Origin of the sequence: Ruminiclostridium papyrosolvens C7 (genome assembly GCF_000421965.1) — a bacterium.
Lineage (GTDB): Bacteria > Bacillota > Clostridia > Acetivibrionales > DSM-1351 > Ruminiclostridium > Ruminiclostridium papyrosolvens_A.
The window spans coordinates 199,925-216,396 of sequence record NZ_ATAY01000088.1 but is presented as its reverse complement, the minus strand read 5'-3'; the positions used below and the strand labels follow the sequence as shown (position 1 = coordinate 216,396).

General features: G+C 36.4%; 21 protein-coding genes. 18 read left to right on the top strand and 3 right to left on the bottom strand.

What is annotated here, in order from left to right; translation table 11 throughout:
• The first annotated feature begins 21 nt into the window (after positions 1–21).
• A complete protein-coding gene (gene yhbY, locus L323_RS37715; RefSeq protein ID WP_031342451.1) occupies positions 22–312 on the top strand; it encodes a ribosome assembly RNA-binding protein YhbY in 291 nt (96 codons plus the stop codon).
• 106 nt (positions 313–418) lie between these two features.
• Complete coding sequence (locus L323_RS37710) at positions 419–691, top strand: hypothetical protein (RefSeq protein WP_020816856.1); 273 nt, start codon at positions 419–421, stop codon at positions 689–691.
• Between the two features lie 11 nt (positions 692–702).
• Here the strand turns inward: L323_RS37710 and L323_RS37705 are convergent, their stop codons facing one another.
• Positions 703–1,257, bottom strand: a complete 555-nt coding sequence (locus L323_RS37705) for a DUF4364 family protein (RefSeq protein ID WP_020816855.1) — start codon at positions 1,255–1,257, stop codon at positions 703–705.
• Between the two features lie 203 nt (positions 1,258–1,460).
• On the opposite strand from L323_RS37705, the gene L323_RS37700 reads away from it, so the two are divergent.
• The 7 genes from L323_RS37700 (at position 1,461) to L323_RS37670 (ending at position 5,678) form a co-directional block, all read left to right on the top strand.
• A complete protein-coding gene (locus L323_RS37700) occupies positions 1,461–2,150 on the top strand; it encodes a 4Fe-4S double cluster binding domain-containing protein (RefSeq protein ID WP_020816854.1) in 690 nt (229 codons plus the stop codon).
• A gap of 205 nt (positions 2,151–2,355) precedes the next feature.
• Positions 2,356–2,943, top strand: coding sequence for a GTP cyclohydrolase I FolE (gene folE, locus L323_RS37695; protein ID WP_020816853.1), 588 nt, complete (start codon positions 2,356–2,358; stop codon positions 2,941–2,943).
• A gap of 16 nt (positions 2,944–2,959) precedes the next feature.
• A complete protein-coding gene (locus L323_RS37690; protein ID WP_020816852.1) occupies positions 2,960–3,439 on the top strand; it encodes an HD domain-containing protein in 480 nt (159 codons plus the stop codon).
• Between the two features lie 21 nt (positions 3,440–3,460).
• A complete protein-coding gene (gene folP, locus L323_RS37685; protein ID WP_020816851.1) occupies positions 3,461–4,285 on the top strand; it encodes a dihydropteroate synthase in 825 nt (274 codons plus the stop codon).
• A complete protein-coding gene (folB, locus tag L323_RS37680; RefSeq protein ID WP_020816850.1) occupies positions 4,286–4,660 on the top strand; it encodes a dihydroneopterin aldolase in 375 nt (124 codons plus the stop codon).
• Positions 4,653–5,126, top strand: coding sequence for a 2-amino-4-hydroxy-6-hydroxymethyldihydropteridine diphosphokinase (gene folK / locus L323_RS37675; protein WP_031342450.1), 474 nt, complete (start codon positions 4,653–4,655; stop codon positions 5,124–5,126). Before folB ends, folK begins: the two co-directional genes overlap by 8 nt.
• An 18-nt stretch (positions 5,127–5,144) precedes the next feature.
• Positions 5,145–5,678, top strand: a complete 534-nt coding sequence (locus tag L323_RS37670; RefSeq protein WP_020816848.1) for a cob(I)yrinic acid a,c-diamide adenosyltransferase — start codon at positions 5,145–5,147, stop codon at positions 5,676–5,678.
• A 2-nt stretch (positions 5,679–5,680) separates the two neighbouring features.
• Here the strand turns inward: L323_RS37670 and glgA are convergent, their stop codons facing one another.
• Positions 5,681–7,132 carry a glycogen synthase GlgA gene (glgA, locus tag L323_RS37665; protein WP_020816847.1) on the bottom strand — a complete coding sequence of 484 codons (1,452 nt, stop codon included), beginning with the start codon at positions 7,130–7,132 and terminating at the stop codon, positions 5,681–5,683.
• 182 nt (positions 7,133–7,314) lie between these two features.
• Between glgA and L323_RS37660 the strand changes: the two genes are divergently transcribed.
• The 9 genes from L323_RS37660 to L323_RS37620 all read left to right on the top strand — a co-directional run bounded on the left by L323_RS37660 (position 7,315) and on the right by L323_RS37620 (position 14,975).
• Positions 7,315–7,569, top strand: coding sequence for a TIGR03905 family TSCPD domain-containing protein (locus L323_RS37660; RefSeq protein WP_020816846.1), 255 nt, complete (start codon positions 7,315–7,317; stop codon positions 7,567–7,569).
• Between the two features lie 130 nt (positions 7,570–7,699).
• Positions 7,700–8,020: a YtxH domain-containing protein gene (locus L323_RS37655; RefSeq protein ID WP_014312655.1), complete on the top strand. Its 321-nt coding sequence runs from the start codon at positions 7,700–7,702 to the stop codon at positions 8,018–8,020.
• Positions 8,021–8,050: 30 nt separating this feature from the next.
• Positions 8,051–8,431 carry a hypothetical protein gene (locus L323_RS37650; protein WP_020816845.1) on the top strand — a complete coding sequence of 127 codons (381 nt, stop codon included), beginning with the start codon at positions 8,051–8,053 and terminating at the stop codon, positions 8,429–8,431.
• Between the two features lie 182 nt (positions 8,432–8,613).
• The gene (locus L323_RS37645) at positions 8,614–10,032 is read left to right on the top strand and encodes a LysM peptidoglycan-binding domain-containing protein (protein WP_020816844.1); all 1,419 of its coding nucleotides are present in this window, start codon (positions 8,614–8,616) and stop codon (positions 10,030–10,032) included.
• Positions 10,033–10,238: 206 nt separating this feature from the next.
• A complete protein-coding gene (locus tag L323_RS37640; protein WP_020816843.1) occupies positions 10,239–12,395 on the top strand; it encodes a YcdB/YcdC domain-containing protein in 2,157 nt (718 codons plus the stop codon).
• Between the two features lie 303 nt (positions 12,396–12,698).
• Entirely contained in the window at positions 12,699–12,986 is a 288-nt protein-coding gene (locus L323_RS37635) for a Dabb family protein (RefSeq protein ID WP_014312659.1), read from the top strand.
• A gap of 31 nt (positions 12,987–13,017) precedes the next feature.
• Entirely contained in the window at positions 13,018–14,154 is a 1,137-nt protein-coding gene (locus tag L323_RS37630; RefSeq protein WP_020816842.1) for a polysaccharide deacetylase family protein, read from the top strand.
• Between the two features lie 292 nt (positions 14,155–14,446).
• Positions 14,447–14,758 (top strand): hypothetical protein, encoded by a 312-nt coding sequence (locus L323_RS37625; RefSeq protein ID WP_020816841.1) that lies wholly within the window; start codon positions 14,447–14,449, stop codon positions 14,756–14,758.
• 34 nt (positions 14,759–14,792) lie between these two features.
• A complete protein-coding gene (locus tag L323_RS37620; protein WP_020816840.1) occupies positions 14,793–14,975 on the top strand; it encodes a hypothetical protein in 183 nt (60 codons plus the stop codon).
• 94 nt (positions 14,976–15,069) lie between these two features.
• On the opposite strand, the gene argH is transcribed toward L323_RS37620, so the two are convergent.
• Positions 15,070–16,449, bottom strand: coding sequence for an argininosuccinate lyase (gene argH, locus L323_RS37615; protein WP_020816839.1), 1,380 nt, complete (start codon positions 16,447–16,449; stop codon positions 15,070–15,072).
• Positions 16,450–16,472 lie beyond the last annotated feature (23 nt).

The window sequence follows — 16,472 nt, the reverse complement described above, 5'->3', positions numbered from 1 at the left end:
TGTGCGGACATGGAGGATGCAATGCTTACAGGTAAACAAAGAAGTTATTTGAGGTCGCTTGCCAATAATCTTCAACCTATTTTTCAGGTTGGAAAAGGCGGAGTAAGCGACAATATGATAAAGCAGTTTTCAGACGCACTGGAGGCCAGGGAGCTTATAAAGGCAACTGTCCTGAAAAATGCAGAATGCGATACGAAAACCATATGTGAAGAAATTGCAGAGCAGACAAATTCCGAAGTAGTTCAGGTTATCGGAAGTAAATTTGTTTTGTACAGACCATCTGAAAAGAATTCCGTAATAGAGCTGCCGTAGGGCGGCTTTTTATCGTATTAGGAAAATATGTAATAAAAATATATAATTCTGAATAATATAATAAGTATTTCGTTGAAAAAACTTAGTAAAATTTTCAGGAGGGTATATGAAAGAAAACTACGCTACACAAAACCACACTTATGAATGTCTGGACAAATCTTCAATAAAAAAACTCAGCGACAAGGCACTACTTGAAAAGGCTAAAGATACATATAAATTTTTAAAGTTAAACGAGATTTACCTAAAAAATATAAGAGAAGATTATGGAAAACAAAAAATAGCCCAGCTGAGAGTTCAGTTTATTCGTCATCAGCTGGACCTGCTTATAAGAGAGTGCTTTTGCAGGGGATTGAAACATGGACTAAGTAATTACTACTAAAAAGTCAGATGTTATTTTCCAAAGTTATCGTTACCTGTATCAGTAAGTGCTGACAATATTTTACTATATAATTTCTCTGAATTCTGAGCCCAGTTGTCGCAGATTTTTTTAGCGTCATTACGGCTTCCAACAGACATTTTTAAATCAATATAAGTAAAGCTTCCTTCACAAATCCTTAAACTAACGATATACTCATTTTCTTTTACGGCAACAAAGTCTGACTGTATGTTTATTTCATTTTTTTTGCTTTTTTTATATTTATTTAAAGCCTCGTCAATCCTGGCTTTTATGCCGGCAGGAATTAATGAAGTAAAGTACTCCAGACTTTGTTTTCCGGCAGAAGAGATACTATATGACAGTTTTTCGTCTGCATCTATTTTTGTAAGAAACTTTCCCTCACAAAGCTCATCAAGATATTGTTGAAGAAAAATATAATTCATAAGCTTATTTTCTAAAATTATTTTCGTTATAAGCAAATTGGTTACTGGTGACTCCAGATTATGAATAATATATAGTAATATCAGCTTGTTTTCAGCAAGTTCTCTGCCGTTTTCAATAGAACTCATAAATACCTCCGTTCTTAGCTGTAATTTAGCCTAAAATAAATTCCAAAAAATATAATAAAATTATACCATAAAGGCTTATGGTTTACTATATTACCCCAAAAAGACTTTTTTTGCGGTCAAATTTGAGCTTTATTTCCCGTGCATCACCTTTATAGTTAATGATATAATATTTAAATCAGGATTAAGCATAAAAGGAGGTATACGTGTCAGATAATTCATATAAAGAACTTGAAACAATAGTATACGGCATGGGGGGAACTTTCTTTGGAACATCGGAAGTAGTGGAGCATCTACCTGAAGAACTGAAAAAGTATCCCTTCGCCATAACCTTTGGTATTAGGCTGTCAGATGCAATAATTGACGAGATAGGTGATAAACCTACCTTTACTTATTTTAACCACTATAGGTCTGTAAATGCCTTAATAGACCAGATATCGCTTAAACTGGTTCTGTCTCTTCAGGCACACGGTAAAAGGGCATATTCCATTGCTGCTTCACAAAGCATACCTTCCTCACCAATACCCTACAGTGGTGTGTTTCCCCATAAAACAGGTGCTGTTCTGGCAGGATTGGGCTGGATAGGCAAAAACGGCCTATTTATTCACAAGGATTACGGCCCCAGAGTGAGACTTGGGACTGTTCTTACAGATATGGTACTTCCTTGTGAAAATAAGATACTACAGAATAAGTGCTCGTCATGCAACAGATGTGTAAAAGCATGTCCTGCTCTGGCCCTTACAGGAAACCTATGGGAGGCTGGAAAAGAAAGAGGACATGTTGTAGATGCAAGAGCATGCTCAGAATATATGAACACGAATTTAAAGCATATAGGAAGGGGATCCGTATGTGGTATTTGTATAAAGGTATGCCCAAGAGCTGGTAGTGGAACCTGACGGCAATATGAGGGAAATTTAAGGAAAAATGTCAATACGAAGTGTTCTTACACGTTGACTGTGGAAAATACGTATGCTATTCTTTTTAGGATAGAAGGTATTCTTATTTAATGGTTTATTTGAAATATAATCCCTAGAGTATACTACTTTCAGGGATTTTACTTTTTATACGATAAAGTAAAAATACGTATATAGGGTGGGTTACATGTCTATAGATAGGAAAAAAGTTGAAGAGCATATCAGAGGTTTGCTGATTGCTATAGGAGAGGACCCCGACAGGGAGGGACTTAAAGAGACACCCTCACGTGTTGCTCGTATGTACGAGGAGATTTTTGAAGGAATCAGCTATACAAATGACGAGATTGCTGAAATGTATAACAAGACCTTTGAAGATGATTTGGTGATACCTAAAGACAACAAAGAAATGGTATTGGTTAAAGATATAGATATTTTCAGTTATTGCGAGCATCATATGGCACTTATGTACAATATGAAAGTTGCAGTTGCTTATGTACCAAACGGCAAAATACTGGGCCTTAGCAAAATAGCCAGAATAGCCGACATGGTTGGAAAACGACTTCAGCTGCAGGAAAGAATAGGCTCTGACATAGCTGAAATTACGCAAAAGATTACTGATTCAGAGGACGTTGCGGTAATTATTGAAGGACAGCACGCTTGTATGACTGCCAGAGGCATTAAAAATACAGGATCCCGGACTACAACTACTACATTTCGGGGAAAATTCAACACAGATACAAATCTTACAAAAAGATTGATGATATTATATAAGTAATAATACAGGGGACAGTATGGAAAGAGTACAAAGAATATTAAACCATCCGCAATTTAAAAAGTATATGGAGTTGAACTCTCAGGCAGAAAAAGACCGAGAATTTTGCCGCCATGATATTCAACATTCATTGGATGTGGCAAGGGTTGCCTATATTATTGCACTTGAAAACAAATACGACCTTGATAAAGAAATAATTTATATAACTGCACTCCTCCATGATATCGCTAAATGGAAGCAATACAGCCAAAAGGTCGACCATGCCGCTGAGGGGTCAGTTTTAGCCAGTGAGATTCTTGTTGATTTAAATTTAAATAAAGGCGACACCGAAATGATTTTGGATGCAATTGCAAAACATCGCAAAAAGGAAGGACACAGTACCTCTCTAAGTAAGGTTTTATACGCAGGGGATAAGTCCTGTCGCCAGTGTGTCAGTTGTACTATGATTGAGGAATGTAACTGGTTTATCAACGGCAGCACACCAGTACTCAATTATTAAAAGATGAAGGAAAACACAAATATGAAAGCTGGTTGTTTAAGAATTCGTAACAGCACATGGGAATGGGGTAAAAAAACTTATATAATGGGTATTCTTAATGTAACTCCGGATTCATTTTCCGACGGAGGCAGTTACACAAACCCGGAAATGGCACTTAATCAGGCATTACGTATGATTGAAGAAGGTGCAGATATAATTGACGTTGGAGGAGAAACCACGAAACCGGGAGCAGTACCTGTATCCCCTGAAATTGAACAGCAGAGGATAATACCTGTCATCGAAGCTTTGTCAAAAGAGATTAGCCTGCCTGTTTCTGTGGATACATACAGGGCAGACACAGCAGAACTTGCCATAAAGGCAGGTGCAGATATGATAAATGACATCTGGGGACTTAAACATGATTCCCTCATGGCCCCTATAATAGCAGAGTATGGCGTACCTGTATGTATAATGCACAACAGAACTGCCGGAACAGATTATGGGGAAAACCTTATAGGGCAAATATTGAGTGAGCTTGAGGAAAGTATACTAATAGCAAAAAAAGCAGGCATAGGAGATGACAAAATAATCATAGACCCCGGTATAGGTTTTGCGAAGACATGGGAGCAAAACTTAGAGGTAATGCGTAAGCTGGAGGATTTTAAAATGCTTGGCTATCCCGTGCTTTTAGGTGCTTCAAGAAAATCCTTAATTGGTAAGGTTCTGGGCCTTGAAGTATATGACAGGCTTGAAGGTACGTTGGCGACAACGTCAACAGGTATTGCAAAAGGTGTTGATATTGTAAGGGTTCACGATGTTTTACAAAATGTAAGGGTAGCAAAAATGACGGATAGTATGGTGAGATAGATGGATAAAATAATTATTGAGGACTTGGAAGTGTACGCATACCACGGGGTAGCAGAAGAAGAGAAAAAACTGGGACAGATGTTTCTTGTTTCGTTGGAAATATCTGCCGACTTAAGCACTGCTGCCAAAAACCATGATTTAAGCTCTACTTTAAATTACGCAGAGGTATGCAGAGTTGTTGGAGAGGTTGTAAGGTCGGATAAGTACGATTTAATTGAAACGGTTGCATATAAAATTCTTGAGGGTATTTTTATTAACTTTCAGAAGGCGGTGTCAGTAAAAATACTGCTGAAGAAACCTTGGGCTCCCATGGGATATCATCTAAAGTACGCAGGAGTCGAACTTGAGCGTACCAGAGGAGAATTCAATGTGTGATAGTGTAGTCACTGCATATATAGGTTTAGGTTCAAATATAGGTGATAGGGAATACCAGTTAAATCGGGCGGTTGAACTTCTGAAACTGGCTGAAAAAGTTCAAGTTACGGCTGAATCCTCTTATTATAATACTGCCCCGGTAGGATATGAACAGCAGCCGGATTTTTTGAATGCAGTGGTTGAAATAAGGACATCCTTGTCAGCCGGAGAGCTTCTGAAAGTGTGTTCAGGGATAGAAAAGGAACTCAAAAGAGAGAGAATAATACACTGGGGTCCAAGAACCATTGATCTTGATATACTGCTCTACGGAAGCGATATTATCAATGACAAGGATTTGGTAATTCCTCACCCAAGGATGCATGAACGGAGATTTGTGCTGGAGCCTTTAAATGAAATTGCACCTTCTGTATTGCATCCGGTTTTAAATAAAAATATAAATGAGATATTTCATGATAACTTTCTGTAATATAAATGGAGGATTTTTATGAGTAAAAAAGGTTTAGTACACATTTATACAGGCGATGGAAAAGGTAAGACTACAGCGGCAATTGGACTTGGAGTAAGGGCTTGTGGCGATAATATGAAGGTTCTAATGGTTCAGTTCCTAAAAAGCAGAGATACCTGCGAGCTTCATTCTCTAAAGAAATTGGAACCGGAGTTTACTGTAATAAGAGGTTTCAGCTGTAAAAAGTTTGTCTGGAATATGACTGAGGAAGAAAAAAAAGAAGCACGTAAGGAGGCTTCCGAAATTTTTCATAATGTAAAAAATCTTATTTTACAAAATAATTATGATCTGGTGGTTCTGGATGAGATGATAGGAGTCCTGAATAATGGGTTTATCAGTGAGGATGATGTTATTGCTATGATAAAAGATAAACCCAAAGAAACAGAACTTGTATTAACCGGGAGAAATGCCGGAAAACGTCTGATAGAAGCTGCTGACTACGTATCTGAAATAAAAGCCGTAAAACATCCGTATCAAGAAGGCGTTTCAGCCCGAAAGGGAATAGAATTTTAGAGTCACTGCTGTTTCTGCAACGTTTTACGGTACATATTCATGTATTCGTGTGCTGACTTTTCCCAGCTGAAATCTGAACGCATACCTCGTTGAACTAGAAGGCTCCAAATATCTTTTTTATTGTAATAAAAATCTACTGCACGCCTGATTGTATTGAGCATATCGTGTGCATTGTAATTTGTAAAAGTGAAACCGTTCCCTTCTCCGGTAGTCTCGTTGTATGAGAGAACAGTATCATTAAGGCCACCTGTTTCACGGACTATTGGAACAGCTCCATACCGGAAACTGAAAATCTGACCAAGACCGCAGGGTTCAAACAAGGAAGGCATAAGAAACATATCTGAAGCCGCATAAATTCGTTGAGCCAGAGTATCACTAAAGGTTATGTTTGCTGAAACCTTGTCTTTGTGCCAATATGCTGCATTTTCAAAAACATATTTGTAATGTTCATCGCCTTTACCAAGTAGGATAAGCTGAATATCCATTTGCAGGATTTCTTCAAGTACACGTTCAATAAGGTCAAACCCTTTTTGAGAGGTGAGCCTTGAAATAATACTGATTACAGGTACTTCTGACTTTACAGGAAGGCCTAAATCCTGTTGTAGTCTCCGTTTGTTTACATACTTTTGTGATATCTTGTCAGCTGAGTACGTAGAATATAGTCTGGTATCATTATCAGGATTGTTTTTTTCATAGTCTATACCGTTTAATATTCCGTACAAATCTTTTGACCGGCTTATTAATACACCGTTTAACCCTTCACCGTAAAAATCATTTTTTATTTCATTTGAATATGTCGGACTCACAGTACTTATTGAGTCCGAATAAACAAGACCGGCTTTCAAAAAGTTTACACTTCCGTTAAATTCCAGTCCTTCGGGGGTGAAGTATCTCCAATCCAATTCAAGCAGGTTTGTAAGTACTTCTTTGGGGAAGATACCCTGATATTTGAGATTGTGTATGGTAAATATGGTTTTAATGTTTTTGTAAAAGGGGTTACTTTTGTACACAGCCTTCAATAGAAGACTTACAACTCCGGTCTGCCAGTCATTGCAATGTATTATATCAGTCTTGAAACCTATAAAAGGAAGTAATTCTAAAAGTGCTTTGCTGAAAAATGTAAACTGTTCGGCCTGATCAAAATCGCCATAGAGTTCAGGCCTGTTAAAGTAATATTCATTATCAAGAAAATAATATGTTATTCCGTCATATTTTAATCTAAAAATACCACAATACTGATGTCTCCAGGATACATCTACATAAATGAAGCCCAGATATTCCATTTGTGATTTATACTGCTCAGGGATTACCTTGTATTTAGGCATAACTACACGAATATCACTGCCCAGCTTTGACAGAGCTTTTGGAAGGGAACCGGCAACATCGCCAAGGCCTCCGGTTTTTGCAAAAGGGAATACTTCTGAAGAAGCAAACAAAATATTTATATTATTCACCCTGTTACCTCCTGTAAATACTAGTGGTATAATTTTTCCAGATACTTAAAGTCTATCAGAAATTGTTTCAACCTACAACAAACAGGGAATAAAGTAAGCATAAAATGCTGATTGACACATTGAGGAGGGTTGGATTATTCTTGTATTAAAATATTTGACAGCAAGATGAACGGAGGGTAGAAATGCAATTCAAAACAAGAGGTACATGCTCAAGTCAGATAAGTTTTGAGATTGAAGACGGAAAATTAAAAAATGTTCGGTTCAGCAACGGATGTTCGGGAAATCTTCAGGGTATCAGTTCCCTCGTTGAGGGTATGCCGGCACATGAGGTAATTACAAAGTTAAAAGGTATTGACTGCCAGGGACGAGGTACTTCCTGTCCAGACCAGCTGGCTGGTGCCATTGAATCGGTTTTAAAAACACAGCAGGCAGGGTGATATAAATTTAAATTATCATAAACCTATCTATCAATTTTAAATGTAAAGTCGTATAATGTTAATAATAGGTATTTTATTATCCATTATTTATAATTTAAATTACATACTTTAATGAAGGAGGCGTTTAACAATGGATTTAAAGGATTTACTCAAAAAGAATAAAAAGAAGTCAACTAAAAAACAGGCTGCTAAAAATGTTGCAATCGGAGCCGGAATAGGAACAGCCGTTGGTGTGGCTGCCGGAGTACTTTTAGCTCCCAAATCTGGAAAGGAAACAAGGGACGACATAGCTAAAGTAACAAAGGATACACTGGAAAATGTTAAGGATGGCTTGAATACGGCGAAAGAAAAGATTGAAGATATCATAAAAAAGGAAAAGGACTGCTGCTGTTGCACCGAAAACGAAGCCGTTGAAGAATGTGTATGTACAGAGGAAGAAAAGGCTGAATAAAAGCTTTTATACACGAAAGGGTGTTTACATATGTCTATTACTTTAGACCTGAGTGTTGTGGCATGGTTCATAATATTTTGTATAGCTGTTATTATAGGAGTACTTTTAATAATAGTTTTAAGAAATTGCTTAAAGATTACCGATAAGGTTAACAAAATTTTAGATGACAATGCTGACTCAGTGGGAAAGACACTGGAAGTTTTACCTAGCGCTGTGGCAAATATAGATGAACTTGCAAAAAGTGCAAAAGGTACTTTGGATAAGGCTACTTCCGTAGTAACAACAGTTGAAGATTCGGTTTCTGATACTATAGATTCATTTTCATTTAATGCTGAAAACATACTAAGTATTATTAATATTGCAAGTTCTGTAGTTAAATCTATTATCAGTTCATTTTCTTCAAAGAACTAGTTTTTGTTGCATGGCTTTTTCAGGCACTCAAAGAAATCTTTTGAGTGCCTTTTTATGCGCCTCTAGCAACTAATTTTATTGTAAAAGCAAGCATTGTGTGATATTATTTACTTACAAATTCCTACCAATTAGTTATATATATTTACTAAAGAATTTAAAATTACGTTACGGGGTGAAATACTGTGGATGGAAACATAAGGCTAAGTGCTACAGTAATAAGTTGTATGGGCAGCAGCTCAAACAAAGACGATTTCTATTTCAACGGCAGCTTCTCAAATTGCCATAATACACAAAGTATTCAGTGTTCTTTTGAAAAATCCTCAAGTAACTTTATTTTTGCTGTTTCGGATTCTCTTGGAATTGATGACGGTGGAACGGATAGCATATCTGCTGTAAGAGAAATAAAAAGATATCACGAAACTTCTAAAAAGCAGCATTTTTCTCTTGAAGCTATTACCGAAAAAATATATGAGGCAGTTCAGCTTTCAAGTAATTTAATATACAGTAAATCAGTTATATCCAGTCAGAACAATCCGATATTAACAGGTTTTTCTTCACTGATTATTGAAAACAACAGGGCTGTGATAATGAACCTTGGTAATAATGGTGCTTTCCTGTTTCGGCATGGACTTCAAAAAGATATTTTTTCAAATGGCGAAAGCAGGAAAAACGAAAAGCTTAAGGCGCTTGGGATAACCCCAAACACTGCAGAGCTGTATAACGATACGGACAAAATACTAAAAATAGCAGAACAGGAATCAAAAACAAAAATAAAGCTTTCCTCCAGCATAACCATAGAAGAAGGCGATGTTATTCTTCTATGTAGTGACGGAGTTTTAAACAGTTTAAACAAAAGCAGAATTGAAGCAGTTATTGATTCCGGCTTGGATCCTCAAAAAATGGCAAGTGTTCTTTTTCAGGAAGCATCCAAGAATGATATGGACGAAAGTTTATCTCTTATGGTTATAAAAGTTGAAGAGGTAAGAACTATATCATATATTCCCATGCAAAGAAGAATTGCACAGTTCGATATGGACGAAGATGAGGACGATGACGAATTACCGGACGAGCCGGAAAAAGGCCATAATGTTGTTAACTACATATTGGGATTTATATGTGTACTTATAATATCGGGAGTTTTATTTATGGGGTATCTCATAGTTAGCAACAAGGGACTGTTTGCTTCTGACGGAAAGCAAGGGAATCCCACAGAGGCAACCCAGACAGCATCAAGTTCCACTGATACACCTTCCGTATCTACAGATACAGAGAGTACTGCAACAGCTTCAGATTCCCAATCAGTACCATCCAAAGCCAGTGACAGTAACAACAGCGATACTAACGTTGATGATGTCAAGGATTCGGGGAATGATAATTCAAGCAAACCGGAACCTACAAAGCCTTCTGAACCTTCGGGTTCAAAGGAGGAAACTGCGGAATATACGGTACATGTGGTTCAACAAGGTGATACCCTTAGCTCCATTAGTACCAAATACTATGGGACACCTTCAAAGTATACTGAAATACTGAAATACAACAATATGAAGAATGCTGACAGTATTAATATAGGCGATGAGTTGAAAATACCAAAAATAAAATAATTGCATGATAAAATGGGGAACAGCCTGAGTCACAGGCTGCTCCCTTATTTTTTTATAAAAAGGTTACAAAGCTGTTGGTTGTAAAATTATCCATATAAAAATAAAATAGTTATATGAAATATGGAACTTCATAATTCTTATTGCGTCTAAATTTTTGGTAGGATTTACATGCATTAAAACCAAATAAAAAACAAGAGGTGATTGTATTGAAAAGATTTATTTCAATGTTGTTGGTGGTTGCTGTCTTAGCTGTTTTTATGATTCCTGCAATGGCAGCCGACGGTTCAGCCCAGGTTGACAAAGAGCTGCAAAACGCTATTAAGTTCGTTAAATCAAAGATTGACATTCCAAAGGAATGTACTAAATTCAGTTACAATATTTACAACAGAAATGACCAAATTGTATGGAGTCTTGCTTGGAGTGACGAGGATTCACAAAAGAATGTAAATGTGCAAGTAGATGAAGACAACTTTATTTCATCCTACAATACATATGATTACATGCCAAATGTTGATAAAAAGATACCCAAGTACTCAAAGGAACAGGCATATAAGATAGCTGAACAGTTTGTGAACAGTCTGAATCCTAAACTTATGGACGAGTTCAAACTTAATGAAACAAATGCTTATGGGTATAACGGAGGATATAATATTAACTATATCAGACAAGTAAACGGTATCAAGTTTAGAAGCAATTACATTAACCTATCAGTTAATTCTTATACCGGAAAAGTAATAAGTTATACATGTAATTACTCAAAAAACGCCAAGTTTGAAGATGCTTCAAAGATAATAAGCCTAAACCAGGCACAAAAGTCCTTTGCTGAAAAACTTGGACTTAAACTGGTTTACAATGTTAAATTTGAAAATGATAAGCCTGAAACATATCTTTCATATGTTCCAAAGGCAACAAATAAGTACATAGATGCTGTTACCGGAGAGGTTGAAACTGCAACAAATTACAGATTGTATGAAAATGGTGCATCTTCTCAGTATGAAAAATTAGCTATAATGGATGCGGCTGGAACAGTTTCAAATATTGCACTGACGCCTGACGAACTGGAGGCGGTGAATGACATATCCAACCTAATAACAAAGGACACTGCCGACAAGAAATTGCGTTCAATAAGTAACTTCAATCTTGACAGTTCATTTAAATTAACAAATGCTTATCTGGGCAAGGATTGGAGAAACAGCAATTCACTTGCATGGACATTGGCTTACACTAAGGTACTGGATGAAAGTAAGAAGCTGACAAGGGAACTGCAGATTACCGTAGATGCAAAGACAGGAGCATTGATAGAATTCTGGGCTAATTATATGTCGCCGACAGGTGCAGTTCCTCAAAAGTCTGTGGAACAGGCAAAATCAATATGCGACGAAACATTAAAAGCACTTATGCCAGATATTTATACAAAAGTTAAATATGACGATTCGTATATAACATATGATTCAAAGCCTGAAAACTCATATAGATTTAAGTATATAAGAATGGAAAACGGAGTTGAGTGTCCTGATAACTATATCTCTATATCATATGATAATTTGTCAGGAAATATTGACAGCTTTTATACTTATTGGTCAAAGGAACTGAAGTTTGCAGATCCTAAAAATGTAATTACAGTTGAAGAAGCAAACAAGGTACTGTTTAATAAGATAGGGTATGGAATACAGTACATACCAGATGATTCCGATGAAGCAGATACAGCAATTGAAGATTATAAGCTTGGTATAATAAATACTAAAAATGCCGTTCTGGGATATTTCACAGATAACTCAAAGCCATGCAATATCAGTGCAGTTAACGGCGACGTTCTGGATAGTTCCGGAAGGATATACAAAGATGATAAAGTTGCAGACTATACGGATATAAATGGAATAAAAGCTGAAGATAAGGTAAGAATATTAACACAGATGGGTATAAGATATATTCAGGATGAACTGAAACCGGCAGATGTATTGCTTCAAAAGGATTATTTTGTTCTGCTTTCCAAGTTGAATGATTTTTATTACATGGATAAGGCAACTGATAATGATAAAATTATTGAAAATATGTACAGTCAACTTATCGCCCAGGGTATTATTACTAAGGCTGAAAAAGCTCCCCTTTCTGTTATTACCAGGGAGGAGGCAGCCAAGTACTTTATAAAATTCAAGGGACTAAGTGAGGTTGCCGAAATAAAGGGTATTTACAAAAGCAGTTTCAAGGATGCTAATAAAATAAACCAAAATCTTTTGGGATATGTGTGTCTTGCTACAGGTTTTAAAGCAATGAACGGCAGCAACGGAAACTTTATGCCAAAAAACAAAATGACAAGATTGGATGGACTTATGACCATATACAATTTTCTAGCTGCTAAATAAATAAAAATACAAAAAAAGAGGGACTGGCAAAATTGCCAGTCCCTTAAATAATAGGGATTTATCAAAAATATAGAAATAAGCATTAAAAATAACATGAATTAATACTCATGTCCATGTATAATTATACAACGATTAAAAACAAAATACAAGTAAAATTTTAATAATTTACCATAATAAATCACTAAAACACAAATTACCAAATAATGTAACAAATACTTTGTTATTTTTGTTTGACTATATCCTTTATCAAAGTTAAAATTAAGGAAAATACATAAAATAAATACATGGAGGTATCACGAAAAAATGCTTACACACATTGTTTTATTCAAATTAAATGACAAGAGTGAAGAAACCATTCAAAAAACAAAAGACCTATTGCTTGGATTAAAGGGACAAATACCTTGTTTAAAATTTATAGAAGTTGGGGTAGATATTGTTCATTCAGAAAGGTCATATGATATAGGACTTTACACAAAGTTTGATTCAATGGCTGATATGGAGGCTTATCAGGTTCATCCTGCGCACCTAAAAGTTCTCGAGCATATAAAGCTTGTTAAGGAATCGTCTGTTGCGGTAGATTATGAAAGTTAAACAACCACTGTATAATAACGGGAGAAAACAAATGAAAAAGTACATTGCAACAATATTAGCATTGGCAATTATCTCATCAGTTGCCGCAGGATGCGGGGTAAATGAATATTACTCGGGAAATAAAAATGCAAAATCAACAAACAGCACTTCAGCAGTTACATCTACTCCTTCAAAGACAGCCGTAGATACACAAGCTAAAGGTGACTCTGCAAAGGAAGCTGATAACTCCCAAAAAGCCCAACCGGCAGTAATTGATTATAATAAGGTTAAGCCCAACGAAGCAGGACAAATAATGGTTGTTATGTTTCATAACTTTGTTGAAACATACCCAAAGGGAAAAAACGAATATACAACAACTTTTGCAGAATTTGAAAGCTTGTTGGATGAACTATACCAAAAAAACTACAGGCTTGTAAACCTTGAAGACATGTTAAACAATAATATTGACGTTCCGGCCGGGTGCATACCCATGGTTTTCACTTTTGATGACGGAACAGCGGGTCAATTTAATCTTGTTGAGCAGGACGGACAGCTAAAAGCAAATCCAAAATCAGCCGTTGGGATTATGGAGGAGTTTAACAGCAAACATCCTGACTTCGGACTTAAAGGTACATTTTATGTAAATCTAGGCGTAGAAACTTTTAACGGCGCAGGGACTGTTCAGGATAGACTAAAATATTTGATTGATAAGGGTTTTGAAATAGGAAATCATACAAAGACACATGTATCTTTGCCGGATGTTAAAACTGCGGCTAAAATGCTTGAGGAAGTCGGTGGAAATCAGAAATTAATGGAAGAGTACATACCCGGATACAAGTTCAAGGCGTTTTCATTGCCATTTGGGAATGCGTCAAAGGGCTTGAAGGACTATGTTATTCAGGGTAACTACCAAGGTACAGAGTACAAACATACCTCGATAGTACTTGTAGGTGCAAATCCATCGCCGTCACCCGTATCTCCAAAGTTCAATCCGTTTGCTGTACCAAGGGTAAGGTCTACAGGACAGGAAAAGGTGGAATGTGACCTTGCATGGTGGCTGGATGCAATGGGAAAAGGAAGTTCACAGTATGTTAGCGATGGTAATAAGGATACAGTGGTAGTACCTGATTCAAAAAAGCAAAATGTAGATACGGCAAAATTGAACGGCAAGCAGCTGATTACCTACTAAAGAAAATTAAATATCTTTTATTTTATGAGCTGTCGGACATCTGTCCGGCAGCTTTTTACATGGAAAGCGGTATAAAATTTGACTTACCAAACCATACTTTTAATAAATACTTGTTGCTTTATTTCCCTCGTTATATAAGCGATTAACAGGGCAAATACCTCCGATTTCGTTAGGATTTGTATCTAAAACAACTATGGCGAGATTTACAATAAAATACCAAATATAGTATAATAAATGTAAATATATGGATAATATCTGCTGGTGTATCAAATAGAGAAGGAGTGAATATTTAATGGGTCAAAAACAGGTAAGGAAGATACAAACAGATATAGACGTAAAAAGAAAAGCTGTAAAACAAGTAGTGCTTCATATAAAGAAGAAAATTACTTCTGAATATTTGGGGAGTGAGTATATAAAGGAATGGCTTTTACAAATAGAAGAAATACTTGCGAAGGAAGATTTTGATATAAAGGAATATATTAAGGCAAGAAAGGAGTTGAATGACATAATTGAAAGAACCTTGGACGAGCAGATGCGGTTTAAGCTAAGGGATTCATGGTTTAGTTTGGGTAAGGCGTTGGAAAAGAAGGTAAAGGTTAACTAAACGAAATAGTACTAAAGACAAATCGGAGGGGAAAATGTTTAGAAAAAAACGCAAATTAATTGCCCGCAAGGAAGTAGAAGTAATAGACAAAATTAAAAGTGATATAGAAACGGAGTTATCTAAAAAAGGAATACGTGTATCATGTATGAATTTAAACATAAATTCGGAAAGGATATCACTTAATATCTTACTTAATGGCAGCAGAAGGCCTGCATAGCATATTTCTTAAAAGAAAATTAAAAAAGATATTTGTATGGGATTGTAACTTTTTATGTAACTCACCCATACAAATATCTTACAGAAAATTTCGGCTAAATCAAAGAACTTATAAAGGATTTTGCATTTTCGATGGCCTTTTCTTCAGTTTCACGTGCAGGGCCTCCAATCAATTTTCTGCCTGAAACACATTTTTCCAGACTTATTTCAGTGTATACATCCTCCTGAATTTTATCTGAAAAACTCTTGAACTCTTCCATTGTCATATCATCAATAGCCTTGTTGTTTTCAATACAATAAAGAACCATTTTTCCGATTATTTCATGGGCACTTCTAAAAGGTATGCCTTTTTTTACCAGATAATCTGCAATATCTGTAGCATTTGTAAAACCACCTTGAGCAGCTTTGTACATATTTGCCTTACGGACTTTCATAGTATCAATCATGTTTGAAAAAACAGGCAGACACATTTTAACAGTATCTACAGCATCAAATATTGCTTCCTTGTCCTCCTGCATATCCTTGTTGTATGCCAGAGGCAGGGATTTCATCACAGTGAGCAAAGTCATAAGGCTTCCGTATACCCTGCCTGTCTTGCCTCGTGCAAGCTCTGCAACATCAGGATTTTTCTTCTGAGGCATAATGCTTGACCCTGTGCTGTAGGCGTCATCAAGTTCAACAAAAGCGAATTCATGTGAGGACCAGAGAATAATCTCTTCGCTTAATCTGCTTAGGTGCATCATAAGTATTGATAAGCAGGAAGCAAGTTCAATTGCAAAGTCTCTGTCACTTACACCGTCAAGACTGTTTTGAGTTACATCGTCAAACCCCAATTCCTGTGCAACCATGTACCTGTCCAGAGGATAAGTAGTTCCTGCAAGAGCACCCGAGCCAAGAGGGAGGATATTCATTCTGGAATAGCAGTCACAAAGTCTTTGATAATCTCTCTTGAACATTTCAAAATAAGCCATCATATGATGAGCCAGCGTAATTGGCTGAGCTCTTTGCAGGTGCGTGTAACCAGGCATAATAGTGTCAAGATTTGATTCCGACATTTTTAAAAGAGTACCTAAAAAAACGGCAACCATTTCTTTTATTGCAGTTATTTCATCTCTCAGATACATTCGGATGTCCAAAGCAACCTGATCATTTCTGCTTCTTCCTGTGTGGAGCTTCTTTCCGGTATCACCAATCCTTGATATTAGAATTTTTTCAACATTCATATGAATATCTTCAGCATCTATCTCAAAATCAATTTTTCCGTCTTCTATATCATTTAAAATATCTTTAAGAGTATTTTGAATCATACTGCTTTCCTCAGCAGAAATAATACCGCATTTTCCAAGCATATTTGCGTGGGCGATGCTGCCCAGAATATCGTGCCTGTACATTCTGCTGTCAAAGCGTATGGAAGAATTGAAGTCATCCACTAATTTGTCTGTTCCTTTTGCAAATCTACCGCCCCAAAGTTTCATAATTATACACCTCAATTAAAGTA

Excerpts from the sequence above, each read along its gene's own strand:
- yhbY (WP_031342451.1), top strand. The coding sequence starts at position 22 with ATGCTTACAGGTAAACAAAGAAGTTATTTGAGGTCGCTTGCCAATAAT.
- L323_RS37710 (WP_020816856.1), top strand. The coding sequence starts at position 419 with ATGAAAGAAAACTACGCTACACAAAACCACACTTATGAATGTCTGGAC.
- L323_RS37705 (WP_020816855.1), bottom strand. The coding sequence starts at position 1,257 with ATGAGTTCTATTGAAAACGGCAGAGAACTTGCTGAAAACAAGCTGATA.
- folE (WP_020816853.1), top strand. The coding sequence starts at position 2,356 with ATGTCTATAGATAGGAAAAAAGTTGAAGAGCATATCAGAGGTTTGCTG.
- L323_RS37690 (WP_020816852.1), top strand. The coding sequence starts at position 2,960 with ATGGAAAGAGTACAAAGAATATTAAACCATCCGCAATTTAAAAAGTAT.
- folP (WP_020816851.1), top strand. The coding sequence starts at position 3,461 with ATGAAAGCTGGTTGTTTAAGAATTCGTAACAGCACATGGGAATGGGGT.
- folB (WP_020816850.1), top strand. The coding sequence starts at position 4,286 with ATGGATAAAATAATTATTGAGGACTTGGAAGTGTACGCATACCACGGG.
- folK (WP_031342450.1), top strand. The coding sequence starts at position 4,653 with ATGTGTGATAGTGTAGTCACTGCATATATAGGTTTAGGTTCAAATATA.
- L323_RS37670 (WP_020816848.1), top strand. The coding sequence starts at position 5,145 with ATGAGTAAAAAAGGTTTAGTACACATTTATACAGGCGATGGAAAAGGT.
- L323_RS37660 (WP_020816846.1), top strand. The coding sequence starts at position 7,315 with ATGCAATTCAAAACAAGAGGTACATGCTCAAGTCAGATAAGTTTTGAG.
- L323_RS37655 (WP_014312655.1), top strand. The coding sequence starts at position 7,700 with ATGGATTTAAAGGATTTACTCAAAAAGAATAAAAAGAAGTCAACTAAA.
- L323_RS37650 (WP_020816845.1), top strand. The coding sequence starts at position 8,051 with ATGTCTATTACTTTAGACCTGAGTGTTGTGGCATGGTTCATAATATTT.
- L323_RS37635 (WP_014312659.1), top strand. The coding sequence starts at position 12,699 with ATGCTTACACACATTGTTTTATTCAAATTAAATGACAAGAGTGAAGAA.
- L323_RS37630 (WP_020816842.1), top strand. The coding sequence starts at position 13,018 with ATGAAAAAGTACATTGCAACAATATTAGCATTGGCAATTATCTCATCA.
- L323_RS37625 (WP_020816841.1), top strand. The coding sequence starts at position 14,447 with ATGGGTCAAAAACAGGTAAGGAAGATACAAACAGATATAGACGTAAAA.
- L323_RS37620 (WP_020816840.1), top strand. The coding sequence starts at position 14,793 with ATGTTTAGAAAAAAACGCAAATTAATTGCCCGCAAGGAAGTAGAAGTA.
- argH (WP_020816839.1), bottom strand. The coding sequence starts at position 16,449 with ATGAAACTTTGGGGCGGTAGATTTGCAAAAGGAACAGACAAATTAGTG.